This is a genomic window from Nocardia sp. NPDC047654 (genome assembly GCF_043205035.1).
Lineage (GTDB): Bacteria > Actinomycetota > Actinomycetes > Mycobacteriales > Mycobacteriaceae > Nocardia.
Genome location: NZ_JBIDDF010000015.1, coordinates 77,644 through 94,629, shown reverse-complemented (window position 1 = coordinate 94,629; position 16,986 = coordinate 77,644). Strand labels below are relative to the sequence as shown.

Sequence of the window (16,986 nt, the reverse complement as noted above, 5' to 3'; positions counted from 1 at the left end):
GCGCGGCCGGGCACCGGTGGCGGCACTTGTCGGTGCGCTGCGGTAGAAATCCGGTCAACCGAGCAACGAAGGAAGGCGATGAGCCACCACCGAGCTGGAGCCTCCCGATGACGACGCCGTGGACCGAAGACCAGGTCACGGCGCTGGCGCCGGACGCGAATTCACTGTCGGCGGCCCGCAAGCTGGTGAGCCGCTGGCGGGAGTGCGGGCAGCACGGCACGGCGCTGTGGGGTCAGTGCCAGGGCAGCGGCGCCACGCCGTATCAGACGATCGTCGATCTGTCCGGCCCGGCATATCGGTGCTCTTGCCCGAGCCGCAAGTTCCCCTGCAAACACGCGCTGTCGCTGTTGCTGCGCTGGGCCGCGGGCGAGGTCGCCCTCGTTCCCGAGACCGCCGACTACGCGGCGTCGTGGATCGGCGGCCGTGCGGCGCGGGCCACCGCGACCGCGGACCGGCCGCGCACCGCGAACCCGGCCACCGCCGAACAGCGGCGGGTGCGGGTGACCGCAGGCTTGGCGGAACTCGACGTCTGGCTCGGTGATCAGGTACGCACCGGCCTCGCGCAGGCCGACCGCTCGTATCGTGCCTTCGAGGCCGTGGCCGCCAGAATGGTCGACGCGCAGGCACCCGGCCTCGCCTCCGCCCTGCGCAGGCTCCCGGTCGCCATCGCCACCAGAACCGACTGGCCCGATGTGGTGCTGCGCGAGTACGCGCGGATGCACCTGCTGATCGCCGCGCACCGCCAGCTCGACTCGGTGGCTCCCGCGCTGCGCGCCACCATCCGAACCCACGTCGGCTATCCCAACCCGGCCGAGGCGGTGCGCGCCGAACCTCCGGCCCGCGACCGATGGATGGTGTTCGGATCGCGGATCACCGAGGACGAGCGCCTCTACACCCGGCGGACCTGGCTGTACGGGCGGGAAAGCAGACGATGGGCGCTGGTGGTCGACCATTCCTTCGGGTCCCCCGGCTTCCCCGCCGACGTTCCCGCGCTCGGGCAGATGGCCGACGCGCAGCTGCATTTCTATCCGGGCGCCGCGCCGCTGCGTGCACTGTGGGGGGAACGGCACAGCGCCGCCGAACCTTTCACCACACTGCCCGCCGCCGACAGTCCCGCTACGATCGCCGCCGCGCTGGCCGCGCACGCGTCGGCGCTGGGCGCCGATCCGTGGTTGCGTTCCTGGCCGATGCTGCTGGCCGACGTGGTGCCCACCCGCACCGAACAAGGCTGGTATGTCACCGAATCCGACGGCACGGCGCTGCCGATCCGGCCGGGCGAGCAACCGTGGACACTGCTGGCCGTCTCCGGTGGTCATCCGGTGACCGTGGTCGGCGAGTGGAGCGCCGACGGGCTGGAGCCGATTTCGGTGTTCACCACCGGTGCGGTCGTCGACCTGGTGCGCACCGAGGTTTTCGGATCCGATTCGTCCCAACCACCCGCCGGGTCGGCCGGCGGCGCGGACCTCACGTCCGTCGCGTTGCTGGGCACCGCACGCCGAACGCCGGATCTCGCCGCGCTCGCACCGTCGATCGAGCGCGCGGCGAATCGGTTGCCGAGCGATCCCGCGGTGCGGCTCCTCGAAACAGCCGCGCTGCAAGACCTTTTCCTCCGTGGCGGCCTCGAACCTGCCACCGCGGCCCCACCCGAGCCCGCCGCGGACGATCCGCGCCCGTCGTTGCCGCGCGCCGCGGCGGCACGCCTGTCCCGCATGCTGCGGGAGCGCTCGGCGTTTCTGCCCGAATGGTTCGACGCGGCGCGACCGCACGATTACCGGGCGCCGGACGCGCTCTGCGAGCAACTGCTCGAGCACGCGAAGATCAATGCCACCTTGCGCGAGCCGCTGCTCCGGCTCGCGGGCGCCCGCGGCAGCTGGCTGGCGGCCCGGCATCCGGACTGGCGCGACCTGACCCGGCAGCCGTCCACCGCGTCCGAGCGCTCCACCGACACCTGGCTGTTCGGCCGGCCGCCCGAGCGCCGCGACTGGCTCGCCGAACTCCGGCGCGACGACGCGGGCGCGGCCAGGGCGGCACTGACCGCGGCGTGGCCGAAGGAAACCGGGCCGCTGAAGGCCGAACTGCTGGCCGTGCTCGCCGACCGGCTCGGCCCCGACGACGAGCCCCTGCTGGAAGCGGCGCTGGACGACCGGCGCGCGGACGTGCGCCGCACCGCCGCCGGACTGCTCGCCCTGCTGCCGGAATCGGCGTTCTCCCAGCGGATGCGTGAGCGGGCGAACGCGTGGATCCGCGCCGAGCACCGGATGCTGCACACGAATGTGCTGCTCACACTGCCGGATACGCTCGACGCCGCCGCACAGCGCGATGGGATAACCGACCGCACGACCGAATTCGCCTACCGCTGGAACGGCGCGCCCGACGTATCCGCGGCCCGGCTCCGGCAGGTGGTCGCCGCCACCCCGCTCGCGCACTGGGCCGGTGTGCTCGGCACACCACAGCAGGCGGTGCGCGCCACGATCGACGACCGGTTCCGGCAGCCGATCTTCGACGGTTGGGTGGATGCCGCTCTGGCGCAACGCGATTCGGCATGGGCGCGAGCGCTGTTCGACGCGGGTGTGCCCACGGACCTGGCGATGCTGCGCAGGCGAGAGCTGTTCGCGCTGCTGCCGCTGCCGGATCGGACCGCGCACCTGACGCGGCTGGACGGCTCGTGGCTCTCCGAGATCGAGGCGCTGCTGCCCGCCATGGGCCATCCGTGGCCGGAAGCGCTGGCCCAGCACGTGGTCCTGCTGCTGTTCGAGCGGGCGCGGGCGGCGGCGCGACGTCCCGAGACACACGGCGCCGCACCGAACGCGCACCGGTCGCTGCTCGCGGCGGCCGCGGTGCACCTTCCCGTCGCCGCCGCGGGCACACTGACCGCGGTGGCCCGCCGATGCGACGATCCAGCCTGGGAGCGGGCCTTCGACCAGCTCGCCCATGACCTCAACCACCGCTCGATGATGCTCGAGGAGCTGCAGTGACCACCACCGACCCGGCGCCGGATCTGCTGCGCCCCCACGCCGAACAGGCATACGCCGACGAGCTGCGCGCCCTCGCCGCCGCCGACGACCGGCCCCGCCCGCCGTCCTGGCGACTGTCGCCCTGGGCGGTGGTCACCTACCTGCTCGGCGGCTCCCTGCCCGACGGCACGGTGATCACCCCCAAGTACGTCGGCCCGCGCAGGCTCATGGAAGTGGCGGTCGCGACGCTGGCCACCGACCGGGCGCTGTTGCTGCTCGGTGTGCCGGGCACCGCCAAGACCTGGGTGTCGGAACATCTTTCCGCCGCCATCAGCGGCGCGTCGACGCTGCTGGTGCAGGGCACCTCGGGCACGGCCGAGGAGGCCATTCGCTACGGCTGGAACTACGCGCGGCTGCTCGCGGAGGGGCCGAGCGAGGCGGCGCTGGTGCCGTCGCCGGTGCTCACGGCCATGCGGGCGGGCTCCATCGCCCGGCTGGAAGAGCTCACTCGCATCCCGTCGGACGTGCAGGACGCGCTGATCACCATCCTGTCCGAGAAGACCCTGCCGGTGCCCGAACTCGGCATGGAGGTGCAGGCCGCCAAGGGCTTCAACGTCATCGCCACCGCCAACGACCGCGACCGCGGGGTGAACGAGTTGTCCTCCGCGCTGCGCCGCCGGTTCAACACGGTGGTGCTGCCGCTGCCCGCGAGCGAGGACGAGGAGGTCGCCATCGTCAGCAGGCGGGTCGAGCAGCTCGGCGCCGCACTGGAACTGCCCACCGTGCCCGCGGCGGCCGAAGAGGTGCGGAGGGTGGTGCGGGTCTTCCGTGAGTTGCGCTCCGGCAGCACCGCCGACGGCCGGACCAAGCTCAAGTCGCCGTCCGGCACACTGTCCACGGCCGAGGCGATCTCGGTGATCACCAACGGGATCGCGCTCTCGGCACACTTCGGCGACGGCGTGCTGCGCGCCTCGGACATCGCGGGCGCGGTGCTCGGTTCGGTGATCAAGGATCCGGTGGCCGATGCGGTGGTGTGGACCGAGTACCTCGAGGCCGTGGTCCGCGAGCGCCCCGACTGGGCGGATTTCTACCGCGCCTGCCGTGAGGTCAGCGGGTGACCTCCGGCACCGAAACCACCGCGACCACAAGGGTTTTCGGCATCCGCCACCACGGTCCGGGGTCGGCGCGCTCGCTGCGGCTGGCCTTGGCGGCCTTCCGGCCCGACATGATTCTCATCGAGGGGCCCGCGGACGCCGATCCGCTGGTGGGCCTCGTCGCCGCCGAAGGGATGTCCCCGCCGGTCGCGCTGCTGGCCTACGTCCCCGACGCGCCCGCCAAGGCCGCGTTCTGGCCCTACGCGGTGTTCTCCCCCGAATGGCAGGCGCTGCGCTACGCCGTGGACAACGACGTGCCCGTGCGGTTCTGCGATCTGCCCGCCACCGTCACGCTCGCGACGGAGGACGAGCCCGGCGACCGGTTCGATCCGCTGGCCGCGCTCGCCGAGGCGGGCGGCTACGACGACGCCGAACGCTGGTGGGACGCCGTCGTCGAGACCGTCCCGGACACCGACGCGTTCGAGGCGATCACCGAGGCGATGGGCGCGCTGCGCGAATCCGTCGAGCACACGGACGGCCAGGGCGACATGATGCCGGAAACCGGCCCACCGGAGGCGAACGAGAACCCCTCGAACGGCGAGGACGTCGAGACCGTCCGCAACCCGCCGGCGGTCGAACTCACCGGGGAGCTTGCGGACGATTCGGGGCCGGAGCCCGATTCGGTCGCGGAAGCGATTGCCGAAGCGCCGTCGCGCGAATCACCATCCGAGCCACTCGTGGTCGACGCCCACACGCTGCGGCGCGAGGCCTACATGCGCCAGACGATGCGCAAGGCGCTCAAGGACGGGGCGAGGCGGCTCGCGGTGGTGTGCGGTGCGTGGCACGCACCCGCGCTCACCGGCGCGCTCGGCCCCGCCGCGCCGGACGCCCGGTTGCTCAAAGGCCTGCCGAAGACCAAAGCCCGGCTCACCTGGGTGCCGTGGACACATTCGCGGCTGTCCACGTCCTCCGGCTACGGCGCGGGAGTCACCTCCCCCGGCTGGTACCACCATCTGTTCACCGCGACCGAGCGGCCGATCGCCCGCTGGCTGACCAAGGTGGCCGGCGTGCTGCGCGCCCATGATCTGCCCGTCTCCAGCGCGCACGTCATCGAAGCCGTCCGGCTCGCCGACGCCCTCGCCGCGTTGCGCGCCCGCCCGCTCGCCGGTCTGTCGGAGGTCACCGAGGCCACGCGGTCAGTGCTGTGCGGCGGAGACGAGACGATGCTGCGGTTGGTGATCGGTGAACTCGTCGTCGGCGAGGCGCTCGGCGCCGTTCCGGAGCAGACGCCGACCGTGCCGCTGGACGCTGACCTGCGCGCCACCATCCGGTCGCTGCGGATGAAGCAGGAGCCCTCGATCCGCACCGTCGACCTGGATCTGCGCAAGGAACGCGAGGTCGAGCGGTCGCGTCTGTTGCACCGGCTGCGGGTCCTGGACATCGAGTGGGGCACGCTCACCACCAGCGAGGTCCGCAGCACGGGCACCTTCCGGGAGACCTGGACGCTGCGATGGCATCCCGAGTACGCGATCTCGATCATCGAGGCCTCGCGCTGGGGCACCACCATCCGCAGCGCGGCGGAGTCGAAGATCCTCGACACCGCGAGCCGCGCCGACCGCTCGGTCGGCGAACTGACCGCCGAGCTGGAAGTCGCGCTGCTGGCCGACCTGGGCGGCGCCACGGACGGATTGATCGCCCGGCTGGAATCCACCGCGGCGCTCGACCACGACGTCACCCACCTGCTGGCCGCGCTGCCCGGCCTGATCCGGACACTGCGTTACGGCGATGTGCGCGGCACCGACACCAAGGCTCTGGCCCATGTCGCCGACGGGCTGCTGGTGCGCATCTGCGCGGGCCTGTCGGCGGCGGTGACCGGATTGGACACCGACGCCGCCACCGAGTTGCGCGGTCTCCTGGACGCGGCGCACACCGCCATCCACACCAGGGACGACGACTGGGCCACCGGCGAGTGGCTGGCCGCGCTGCGCCGCGTCGCCGACCGCGACGACGTGCACGGCGCGCTGGTGGGGCGCGCCGTCCGTTTGCTCGCCGACGCGGGCCGCATCGACGACGCCGAAGCCGCGCGCAGACTCTCCGCGGCGCTGTCGGTGGGCGCCACCGCCGCGGCCAAGGCGGCGTGGATCGACGGGTTTCTCGGCGGTCGCGGTCTGTTGCTGGTGCACGACCGGGAACTGTTGCGGCTCATCGACGACTGGCTGCGCGGGCTCGGCGACGACACATTCGTGGAAACCCTGCCGCTGCTGCGCCGCACGTTCGGCGCGTTCGAATCGGGTGAGCGCCGCGCGATCGGGCAGGCGGTCCGCGACGGCGGATCGGTCGCCGCCGCGTCGGCCGTCGCGGGCATCGACGTGGACCGGGCCACAGCCGCGGTGCGCACTGCGGCGGAGATCTTGGGGGTGACGGTATGAGAGGTCAAAACCGGAGGCGGCGGCGCAGCCCAACCACCGAGTACCCCTGGACCTGCCGGGAAGGACAGAGCATGAGTGATCAGGCAGCGCGGCCAGACGGCCGCGGAGTCCGCCCTCACATCGGGGAGGACAGGGCATGACCGGCGAAGCACAGTCTCGGCGATGGCGGTTGGTGCTCGGCGCGGCCGCGGAGGAAGGACTGGGCGGGCTGGGCTCCGGCACGGACGCGGCCATGGATCGGGCGCTGTCGGCGCTGTACAACACCGATGACGAGACCTCGCCCGGCAAGCGCACCGGCGGTTTGCAGGGCTCGGCCCCTCGGGTGGCCCGCTGGCTCGGCGACATTCGCAGCTACTTCCCCGCCTCCGTCGTCGAGGTCATGCAGCGCGACGCCGTGGAACGGCTCGACCTCACCCAGTTGCTGCTGGAGCCGGAACTGCTCGAGGCGGTGGAGCCCGACGTGCACCTGGTCGGCACCCTGCTGAGCCTGAACCGGGTGATGCCCGAGACCACCAAGGCGACCGCGCGCATGGTGGTGGAGAAAGTGGTGCGGGAGATCGAGCAGCGCGTCGCGGCGCAGACCGTCGCCGCGGTCTCCGGCGCGCTGAACCGCGCTGCCCGCGTCACCCGGCCGAGACTGCGAGACATCGACTGGGATCGCACGATTCGCAAGAACCTCGCCACCTACCTGCCCGAGCATCGCACCGTGGTCCCCGAACGCCTGGTCGGCTACGGCCGCAAGGCCCAAGCGGTGCGGCGCGATGTGGTGCTGGCCATCGATCAGTCCGGTTCGATGGCCGCGAGCGTCGTCTACGCGTCGGTGTTCGGCGCGGTGCTCGCCTCGATGCGGTCGCTGCGCACCTCGATGGTGGTCTTCGACACCGAGATCGTCGATCTGACCGACAAACTCGACGACCCGGTGGAGGTGCTGTTCGGCACGCAACTGGGCGGCGGCACCGACATCAACCGGGCTCTCGCCTATTGCCGGTCCCTGGTCACCCGCCCGGCCGACACGTTGTTCGTCTTGATCTCCGACCTCTACGAGGGCGGCATCCGCGACGAGATGCTGCGCCGCGTCCGCTCGATGCAGGAGTCCGGCGTGCAGGTCGTCGTGCTGCTCGCGCTCTCCGACGACGGCGCGCCCGCCTTCGATCACGACAACGCAGCGGCCCTCGCCGCGCTGGGTATCCCGGCCTTCGCCTGCACGCCCGACAAATTCCCGGAGCTACTGGCGCTGGCTCTCGATCGCGGAGACGTCCAGGCCTGGGCGCACGCCAACGCCGCCCGCCACTGAATCGGCCTGCACACCGCGACGACGGTCAAGGAACGGAGGGCGCGCGAGCCGCGGCCGGAACGGGTCAGCCGGGGTAACCCCCGGGGAATCCCCCCAGCAGGGAGAACACTTGGATCGCAAGCCAGGACAGCAGATTCGGGATCGTCATCGGCTCCACGGCAACTCCTTGTCCGGACGGGCGAACAGGACGGCTCTGCGATCGTACGCGCCGCGGCGAGCTTTTCCGGGCAGCTCCGCCGGGCGTGTGCGCAACCACTACGAGCGGTTCGGCACGGGTTTCCTCGAGACAGGACCCATCACGCCCCAGGCGGTGGCCGCAGCGGGGACCACGAAGGGATGCAGGGCGGCGGACACCGCCAGCAATCCGACAGCGACCATCGTGTCCAGCCAATAGTGGTTGGCGGTGCCCACGACCACGACCGTGGTCAGCACCGGATGGACCAGCGCGAGCCAGCGCCACGGCGTGCGAGTCGCGGCGACCACCGCCACCCCGAGCAGCAGCGCCCAGCCGACGTGCAGCGAGGGCATGGCCGCGAACTGATTGGAAAGCCCGCCGGAATCGGCGTCGCCGTAGACGGATTGGCCGTACCGCGCGGCCAGATCGATGAAGCCCTGATCGGGCAGCATGCGCGGCGGTGCGAGCGGGACCAGTATGTGCACCACGAGCGCGGCTCCGGTGAGCGCCACCATGAGGTTCCTGGTCCAGCGATAGTGACCCGGGCGAAATACCCACAGCCATAACAAGACCCCGACGGCTACGGTGAAATGCGCACTGGCGTAGTAGAAGTTGGCCGGAACGGCGAGGAACTCGCGGTCGAGGAACAATGCCTGAACCGTGCGCTCGTCCAGCAGGCCGAGCCGTCTTTCGAAGCCGAGCAGACCGTGCGCGTTGACCATCGCGCGCCCGGTGTCGTCGGCGGTGATCAGCCGTCCCGCGCGATAGCCGAGGTAGAGCACCGTGATGAGGACGAGCTGCCCGACCGCCTCGCCGCCGCGACCGCGTACGGCCGCCCGCACCCGTTCGACGACTCCCCCCGGCGCGAACTCCAGTCCGGCACCGAAGTCCACAGCGACCATCGCGCGGCCTCCTTCCCCGTTGAATCAGGCCGTTTACCGAGAATTAAGTGGAGTGGTAACCTCCGTTTAACCTAACACTACGAAACCGACAACTTCAGCAAGATGTGACGGGACAGACACCGGCACGCCGAGAAACGAGTTCACTTGCGACACAAGTGAACTCGCGATTCATGCCGCCCGATCGGAGAGCGTCGGTGATGGTGTCACCGGGTACGTGGAGCTGTGCTGAAGCGATCTATCGCCGTCCGGTGCCCGCGCGAAAGGGAACTGATCCCTGATGCCGTTGCCGATGATCGCGGCGGAATCCTGGATCGGCGGCGGTTCCGGCCGATCGAGGATGTAATCGCCGAGGGGACGAAGTCGTCTTCGGGAACACGGTCACCGTGGCACACCCCGGCGCGAGTACCGGGGCCTGCCACCGACCGGCTGATCCGTCACCGACAACGCGATGTTCATCCTCCGCTGCGCCGACCGCCGAGTCGCGGAGAGATCCGGGAGGGCGTGGACGTCTTCGCACAGATGTGACAACTCGGCGGTATACCGGCCCCTGGTCGGCAACCGCCGCGTGCGGCGCACGATGGACGTGCGCCGCACGGGCCTTTCAGAGGTCGGCGATGGCCGCCAGTGGCGGCGTGCGCGCCGCCCGGACCCCCGGCCAGAGGGCGGCCAGCACCCCGACGACCGCCGAGCTGATCAGGACCAGCACCAGCTGACCCCACGGGATGGCGATCTGGTCGAGGCCGAAATCACGCAGCGTGCGTAGGAAACCGACGCCGAGCCCCAGCCCGAGCAGCATGCCGACGATCGCGCCGAACACCGCGATCAGCATCGACTCCAGGTAGATCGTCCGGCGCACTTGGGCGCGCTGCATACCGACCGCGCGCAGCATGCCGATCTCCCTGCGTCGCTCCACCACCGACAGCGCGAGCGTGTTGACGATGCCGAGGATCGCGATCACCACCGCCAAGGCGAGCAGGCCGTACAGGATGGCCAGCAGGGTGTTGATCTGCTTGCCCTGCGCGCCTTTGAACTCCTCGCGGTCCTGCACCTGCACCACCACGAACTGCTCGGTGGCCTTCTCCAGGTCGGCGCGCATCTGGGTGAGGTTCGCGCCCGGCTGCGCCTTGATCAGCACCAGGAAGTTGGTCCGGAAGTTCAGCGGGACGACCTCGTCGTAAACCGTCTGCGACACCACCATCGGACCGAGCAGCGGGTTCTTCTTGTACACCCCGGTCACGGTGAGCGGAACCTTCTTGCCGTCCACACTGGTCGGGGTCACCTGGTCGCCGACCTTCCATCCCCGGTCACCGGCCTCGTCCTCCGACACGAGCACGTCCCTGGCGCCCAGGGCGTCGCTGCCGCGCACGATCTCGTAGTTCAGCACGCCGGCCAGCGGACCGTCCGGCGACGAGGCGAACACCTGCTCGTCGCCGAGCTTGAACCCGGCGCCCCGCATGCCCACAGCTTGTTCCACTCCCGGCACCTGGGTGCGCGCTGCGTCGGCCGCGCCGAACGGCACGCCGAGCAATTGCGGTCCCGCCAGCACGTAGTCGGCGCGCACGCCCTTGTCGACGAGAACACCGACGCTGGCCTTCGCCGAGGCGCCCAGCATGCCGATCGCCGAGACCAGCATGAGTCCCAGAGTGAGCGCGAACGCCGTCGCGGCGGTACGGCGAGGATTGCGTGAGGCGTTGTTGCGCGCCATCCGCCCGATCGGTCCGAACGGGCGCACCAGCGCACCGAGCCCACCGACCAGCGGCCGCGACAGCGCCGGCGCGGCGAGCAGCACCGCGAAGATCAGCCCGAGCGCGCCGACACCGACCGTGGCGGCCGCCGTGCCACCGGTGCGCTGCGCACCGAGCACGACGAACCCCGCGCCGAGCACGGCGAGCACCACGCCGCAGATCGTGCGCAGGCGCAGCGACTCCCCCGCCGACGCGAACTCCTCGCGCATGGCCTGCACCGGCGGAATCCGCGAGGCGCGGCGAGCGGGCGCGTAGGCGCTCACCATCGTCACCGCGAGACCGACCAGCAGCCCCACCGCGATGGTGCGCGGACGCACCGCCATCGAGCCGGTCGGCAACCCGAGGTCGAAAGCGTTGAGCACCGCCGACAATCCGAACGCCAGCCCGACACCGCCCGCCAGGCCGATCACACTGCCGATCAACCCGATGACGAACGCCTCCGCCACCACCGACGTGCCGACCTGCTGCCTGCTCGCGCCGACCGCGCGCAGCAGCGCCAGCTCCCGCAGCCGTTGCGCGACGATCATCGAGAACGTGTTGTAGATGATGAACGTGCCCACGATCAGTGCGATCGCGCCGAAGGCGAGCAGGAAGTAGTTGATGAAGTTCAGCGCGTTGGAGACTTCCTTCTTCAGGTCCGCACGCACCTGGTCGCCGTTCTGCACCTTGTAGCCGGTCAGCTCTTGCGCGAGGTTGTCGCGCAGTTCGTCCCCGGGGATGCCGGTGGCCGCGAGATCCACGTAGGCGACGTGCAAGCCGTCGGTGAACAACTTGCGCGCCTGCGTGTCGTCGAACAGCACCCCGATGAAGCCGCCGGTGTCGGACGGGACTTCGTAGATGCCGGTGAGGGTCACATCGATGGGATCGGGCTGGGAGGGGATGAGGATCTTCGTCCGGTCACCGATCTTCAGCCCGGCCCGCTCGGCTCCGCCGGTATTGAGCGCGATCTCGCCGGGCCGGGCGGGCGGGACGCCCTGCAAGAACTTCTCCGGCTCCGCGACGGCCTTCTCCGGCGGCAGGTACGACTTGCCCAACGTCGGCGCCCCGCCGGTCTGCACCGCTTTCTTGCCCAACGGATCGAGCAGGACCACCGGTCCGTTCACGCTCGGCGCGACCGTGCGGACGCCCGGATACTTCACCAGCTCGTCCACCACGTTGTTGGGCACGCCCTGCGCTTGGCGCTCCTTCGGGCTCACCCGGACGTCGACGCCCTTCGCCTCGTTGGCGAAGATTCCGTCGAAAGTGCTCTGCAGCGTGTCGGTGAACACGAACGAACCCGCGATGAACGCGGTCCCGAGCACCACCGACAACAGGGTCAGCGCGAGCCGCACCTTGTGCGCGGCGAGGTTGCGCAGCGCGACTTTGCGCATCGGACTTCCGGCCATCACGCCCGCCCCCGATTCTCCCGCGAACGCCCCGTCACGCCTGATCCAACGCTTTCATCCGGTCGAGCACGGTCTCGGCGGTCGGATCGCGCATCTCGTCGACGATGCGCCCGTCGGCCAGGAACACCACCCGGTCGGCGAACCCGGCCGCGTGCGGTTCGTGGGTGACGATGACGACCGTCTGCCCGAACTCGTCCACCGCGGCGCGCAGGATCGACAGCACCTCCTCCGAGGCGCGGGAGTCGAGGTTGCCGGTCGGCTCGTCACCGAAGATGATCTCCGGCTTGCCCGCGAGCGCACGGGCGCAGGCCACCCGCTGCTGCTGTCCGCCGGACAGCTCGCTGGGACGGTGGGTGAGCCGATCGATCAGCCCGAGCCGCTTCAGCACGGTGTCCAGCCACTCCTGGTCGGGCTTGCGCCCCGCGATATCCAGCGGCAACGTGATGTTCTCCAGCGCCGTCAGCGTCGGCACCAGATTGAACGCCTGGAAGACGAAGCCGATCCGGTCCCGGCGCAGGCGCGTCATCTGCTTGTCGGACAGACTGGTCAGGTCGGTTTCACCGATGCGGACGGTGCCCGAACTGGCGCTGTCCAGCCCCGCCAGGCAGTGCATGAGGGTCGACTTGCCCGATCCGGACGGGCCCATGATCGCGGTGAACTCTCCCTTCGCGAACTCGGCCGACACTCCGTCCAATGCCCTGACCTGGGTGTCACCCGATCCGTAGACCTTGGTCAGTTCGATAGCGTGGGCCGCGACATCGGTCGATGCCGCCAGGTCGGCGATGTCGGCGCCCAAGGCTTGGGAAGTCATGCCGTCCAGTCTTACCGGCTTGGCCTCCACATGCCATCAGGGAAAACCCTGTGTTGGATTTGCGAGCACGGTCTCGTTTCGCTGGAAACCGGGAGTCGGGCCGATCTGAAGGCGTATAAGGCCGGTATTCGATCCATGGCCCACCCTCCCCAGCCGGCGATGCACAACCTGGCCTTCTGTCAAGCGGCCGTGAAAAAGTCTCGGACTCGCTTGCGGACTTCGGCGCACCTGCAGTCCAGTTCGTCCATGCCGTCGCCGACGACGAAGGCGAGTCCCAGCGACATCGAATCCATCATGGATCTGGTAGCCGGGTAGGTTTTGCCCGGCTCGGCCGTCATCCGAACCTCGAGCACGCCGGGAAGCCCCCCGAGTTCGGCTTCCGCCCCACCCGAATATCGGGCCTGGTGATCAATGCTGAAGAGCACGAGCGCGCCGCGCTGGGACAGGGCATAACCGGCATTTCGCTCCGGCGCCGGAGCGCGGATCCCGAACAGTTCCGCGACGTACTGGCATTCGCGATGGATCTGGGAGTTCCCCGTCAGCAGATAGGTCCGCCGAGGGTGGCCGATGCCGTGCGCTCGTGCGCCGAAGTCGATCAGGCGGGGGCCGAGCGCACCGGACATGATCTCCATGTGCGCGGGACCGATGCGCACACCCAGCGCGTCGAGCACGCGCCTCGCGTAATCGGTCAGCTCGCCCACCACCGGGTCATCGCCCTCGACCCACCTTCCCCTCTCGTAGACGAAGTCGCCGGAAGCCGAGACCCGTTTGTCGTACACGCTGACACAGAGAAGTTCGTGTCCGTTCGGGGTGGAGAAGGTATCCACGGCGTATTCGACTCTGGGCGCGGGATACATTTCTTGGATCAAAGCGGCCGAGCCGGCCCCGAAGAGTCCGGCGTTGTCGGTGATCGCGGATACGGCGGCGGCCAGTTGATCCGGAGTCTCCACCAATCGAACGTCCACGGAGGCGGCCCCCCGGGCCGGCTTCACCACCAGCTTCCGGCCGCGGCGCAGTTCCGCGAACGCTTCGGACGGCACGGTGTTCCGGCGTGCGTCGACAGACCGTGTCGTCAGACTGGGAACACCGGCGGCCGCCAATGCTTCGAACATGTACTGCTTGTCCCAACGTCGCATCGGCACAGTCGTATCGTTGCCAGGGCAGTCCGGCAGGTCCGAGCGCAGACGTTCGCACAGCTCGACGCCGGGCTCCGACCCGGCGATCACGTATTTCACCGAACGCTCCAGACACATCCGCAGAAGCAGCCGGTAGTTCGATCCGAAGTCCTCCTCGAAATTCAACGCTCCGGGGGTGGGCGCGGTGCGGAACCCCGATACCAGCGCCTGGTCGGTATCCAGCAGTATCGTGTCGATTCCATGTTCTTCGAGCAGGGACGGGTACAGCGTTCCCGAGCTGACTGGATCGACGATCAAGACCGACTTATTCGACACGGTCCGGGCTCCTGTTCTTGTTTACCCCCGCTATTACCGCTACCGCCCCCGTGACGAATGAGATCTGGACGACCAGCGCCCAGTACAGCGAGAGATCGTGCAGGACTCCGAAGGCGCCGATCCCGGGCCCGACCGCGAACCCGATCGCCTGGGCGGCCGAGAGATACCCCTGATACCTGGGGTTTTCCGATGGCGAGGAGAGCTTCGCTATCGCCGCACTCGCCTGCGGAATGAAAATCGCCTCTCCGAGGGAGAACAGGACGAATCCGAAAATGCATACGCTCCAACTCGTTCCGAGGCCGCAGACGGCGAGGCCGAGCCCCGTGACGAGAATTCCGAGCCCGAGCGCGTAATTCCATCGCAGTTTGGACGTCATGAAGCTGAGCGGCAACTCGAAAGCGATGATGAAAATCGAGTTCACCACGATCAGAATGCCGTACAGTTGCGCACCACCGGATATCCGTTCGACGGAAAGTGGTGTTCCGCTCATGCTCTGGGCGTAGATGGCCATGGCCGTTCCGAACACCCCGACAACCGCCCACAGCCGCGCCGCCCCGAAGGTGTCGTATTCGGTCGCCACCGCGGGCAGCGCGTCGAATTCCGGTGCACGCCCCCGCATTCGCGCGCGTTTGTCCGACGCCCGTAGCCTCGGACGTTCACTCAGCAGCAGCACCGCAGTCAGCAGCGAACCGAGCGACGACAGGAAGAACAACGTCGAGAAGTTGTCTTCGCCGACTACCGCGACAACGATCGGAGCAACCGTGACGCCACTGCTGAGGAATATCCGGTGAAAGGCGACCACGGTCACGGTGTCGCCCCGATAGCCGGATCCGGTGATCAAGGCCGCCGCCGGCCCGGCGAACGACTGTGTCACCGCAACGCTCAGGGATGCCGACATGATCGCCCAGACTGGCTCGCTCGACACCAGCCCGAGCACGAACAACAGCGGAACATTGAGTAGGGAGCCTGCGATCAGCACATCGGTCGACCCGAAGCGTGTGGCGGACCACCCGCCGACCAGCGAGCCGAGCACGCCGGCGAACCCGGCCGCGAACAACGCCAGAGACAGAGCGGAGGCACCGAGCCCGATCGATTTGTAGAACACCGTGGAGTACAGCGCTAGGAATCCCACCGACCGACTGAGAAAAGTGGTGACCGAAACGATCCATACTTCCGGGGGAAATGATGCCGGCTTACGTCTGTCGATTACCGCGATGGTCAAAGCGTGCACCGCTTCACGTCGGCGGGAACGCTGACCGCGCGAACGCGACTCATCGGAAATCCCCGACGGTCGTGGTAAGAGCTTCGCGCACCTGATCCTCCTTGCGATCCACCATGGGTACGCCGCCTCGGTGGGCGATTCGGACGGTAATCGCCGCCGTCGGGCATCAGTTGCTCCCGCGCGAACCGATGTTGCTCCCGCACGCAGAGTCTCGTCGATACGCTGCAGAGACACTTCGACGGCGAGACGAATGCGGTGCGCGCCGCGAGTTCCGGCTCAACCCCGCGGTGCCGGCGAGGTCGTGCCGCTCGGTGCGGGGTTTTCGGCAAGTTGATCCGCGTCCGTTGCGACCGCACGCAGTCGCGCGGGTCGACCCGCGCCGGACGGTTCGAACGATGTGCCGCCCGGCGCCGATCTCACCTGCCGTCAGCGAGTGCCGAGTGGCGGACATCGCGGGGGCTGACTCCGAAGCGCCGCCGGAATATGGTGCTGAACGCGCTGGCCGAACCGAATCCCAGCCCGCCTGCTATCGAGGCGATGCTCTGGTGACGAGACGAGGGATCGCTCAGCCGCGTGTGCGCCAATTGCAGGCGTTCTTCTCGGATCAACTCGCGCGGGGTAATTCCCGAACGCTGCAAAACGAGTTGGATCTGTCTGATCGACCAACCGAGGGAGTGCGCGATGCTCGCGCTGGAAAGGTCGGGATCTGTCGCGTGCGATCGCACGTGATGCCGTATCGCCGCGTCCAGTTCGTCGAGGTGGTCGGTGCTCGTCGTCAGCCGAGCCCGGGCGTGCATGCAGAGCAGATCCACGATACGGGACGAGGCGGCGTCGAACTGATATCCGTCGAGGGCATCGCTCTCGTCGAGCAGTCCGGTGAGCATATCGGTCACCACCCGCCCCAGCCCCGCGGTCAAGTCCATCGGTCGCGCGAGGAGAGAATCTCCGATGTCGAGGCGATGTTCGAGCTCACTTCGCGGAATGGTCATCAGCACACCGCTCGTGCCCTGCCCGAGCTGGAACCCGAACGGCCGATCGAGGGCCACCAGGCAGCCGGCGCCGCTCGGCAGATGTGCTCGGCCGTCATCGCCGTGAAGTTCGGTGTGACCGGTGAAGGTGAGCAGGAGCCGGAAGTCGTCGTCGCTGTCGCTGCGCACGTGGTGGGGCGTCCGGATGTAAGTCACGCCGTCGGACTTCCAGCCCACCAGCTGGTACTTGCTGGTGCGACACATTTTCGTGCGCCCGTTGAAGTCGCTTCCGCCAGGGAATTCGTATGCCAGGCGCCGGTGGTAGGAGGTGATGAGTTCCGCCCAATAGTCCGCGCGTTCGCCCGGTTCGACACTGTGCGTGGTCGAGGTCTCCACCGTCAGGTGAGGCTTGTCCACCGGCGTAACTCCTGCTCGAACGACCGTATGCCGAATGATTGCCGACATAGCCTATCGCCGGACCGGTCTGGGTGCCGGTCTGAAATTCGTTGCTGTGGAACCCCTGCCGCGCCTGGGCTTCGCCCGCCACTCGGCCTCG

At 69.0% G+C, this 16,986-nt stretch carries 10 protein-coding genes; 4 read left to right on the top strand and 6 right to left on the bottom strand.

What is annotated here, in order from left to right:
* Nucleotides 1-107 precede the first annotated feature (107 nt).
* The 4 genes from ACGF7Y_RS28900 (at nt 108) to ACGF7Y_RS28885 (ending at nt 7,771) form a co-directional block, all read left to right on the top strand.
* On the top strand, nt 108-2,975 hold the full coding sequence (locus ACGF7Y_RS28900; protein WP_393239103.1) for a DUF5691 domain-containing protein: 2,868 nt from the start codon (nt 108-110) through the stop codon (nt 2,973-2,975).
* Nucleotides 2,972-4,072, top strand: a complete 1,101-nt coding sequence (locus ACGF7Y_RS28895) for an AAA family ATPase (protein ID WP_062973846.1) — start codon at nt 2,972-2,974, stop codon at nt 4,070-4,072. The genes ACGF7Y_RS28900 and ACGF7Y_RS28895 overlap by 4 nt, the downstream gene beginning before the upstream one ends.
* Entirely contained in the window at nt 4,069-6,477 is a 2,409-nt protein-coding gene (locus ACGF7Y_RS28890) for a DUF5682 family protein (protein ID WP_393239100.1), read from the top strand. Before ACGF7Y_RS28895 ends, ACGF7Y_RS28890 begins: the two co-directional genes overlap by 4 nt.
* Before the next feature lie 136 nt (nt 6,478-6,613).
* Entirely contained in the window at nt 6,614-7,771 is a 1,158-nt protein-coding gene (locus ACGF7Y_RS28885) for a VWA domain-containing protein (protein WP_393239097.1), read from the top strand.
* A 255-nt stretch (nt 7,772-8,026) separates the two neighbouring features.
* Here ACGF7Y_RS28885 and ACGF7Y_RS28880 read toward each other — a convergent pair whose 3' ends face one another.
* The 6 genes from ACGF7Y_RS28880 to ACGF7Y_RS28855 all read right to left on the bottom strand — a co-directional run bounded on the left by ACGF7Y_RS28880 (nt 8,027) and on the right by ACGF7Y_RS28855 (nt 16,847).
* The gene (locus ACGF7Y_RS28880) at nt 8,027-8,848 is read right to left on the bottom strand and encodes a phosphatase PAP2 family protein (protein ID WP_393239094.1); all 822 of its coding nucleotides are present in this window, start codon (nt 8,846-8,848) and stop codon (nt 8,027-8,029) included.
* Between the two features lie 601 nt (nt 8,849-9,449).
* Nucleotides 9,450-11,978, bottom strand: coding sequence for an ABC transporter permease (locus ACGF7Y_RS28875; protein ID WP_393239091.1), 2,529 nt, complete (start codon nt 11,976-11,978; stop codon nt 9,450-9,452).
* A gap of 34 nt (nt 11,979-12,012) precedes the next feature.
* Entirely contained in the window at nt 12,013-12,789 is a 777-nt protein-coding gene (locus ACGF7Y_RS28870) for an ABC transporter ATP-binding protein (protein WP_393239088.1), read from the bottom strand.
* A 179-nt stretch (nt 12,790-12,968) separates the two neighbouring features.
* Nucleotides 12,969-14,240 carry an ATP-grasp domain-containing protein gene (locus ACGF7Y_RS28865; RefSeq protein ID WP_393239086.1) on the bottom strand — a complete coding sequence of 424 codons (1,272 nt, stop codon included), beginning with the start codon at nt 14,238-14,240 and terminating at the stop codon, nt 12,969-12,971.
* Complete coding sequence (locus ACGF7Y_RS28860; RefSeq protein ID WP_393239306.1) at nt 14,230-15,471, bottom strand: MFS transporter; 1,242 nt, start codon at nt 15,469-15,471, stop codon at nt 14,230-14,232. The genes ACGF7Y_RS28865 and ACGF7Y_RS28860 overlap by 11 nt, the downstream gene beginning before the upstream one ends.
* Nucleotides 15,472-15,878: 407 nt before the next feature.
* Nucleotides 15,879-16,847 carry a helix-turn-helix domain-containing protein gene (locus ACGF7Y_RS28855; protein ID WP_393239083.1) on the bottom strand — a complete coding sequence of 323 codons (969 nt, stop codon included), beginning with the start codon at nt 16,845-16,847 and terminating at the stop codon, nt 15,879-15,881.
* Nucleotides 16,848-16,986: the final 139 nt, after the last annotated feature.

Bases quoted from the DNA above. Each gene is read 5' to 3' on its own strand.
- ACGF7Y_RS28875 (WP_393239091.1), bottom strand. From the start codon at position 11,978: ATGGCCGGAAGTCCGATGCGCAAAGTCGCGCTGCGCAACCTCGCCGCG.
- ACGF7Y_RS28880 (WP_393239094.1), bottom strand. From the start codon at position 8,848: ATGGTCGCTGTGGACTTCGGTGCCGGACTGGAGTTCGCGCCGGGGGGA.
- ACGF7Y_RS28885 (WP_393239097.1), top strand. From the start codon at position 6,614: ATGACCGGCGAAGCACAGTCTCGGCGATGGCGGTTGGTGCTCGGCGCG.
- ACGF7Y_RS28900 (WP_393239103.1), top strand. From the start codon at position 108: ATGACGACGCCGTGGACCGAAGACCAGGTCACGGCGCTGGCGCCGGAC.
- ACGF7Y_RS28870 (WP_393239088.1), bottom strand. From the start codon at position 12,789: ATGACTTCCCAAGCCTTGGGCGCCGACATCGCCGACCTGGCGGCATCG.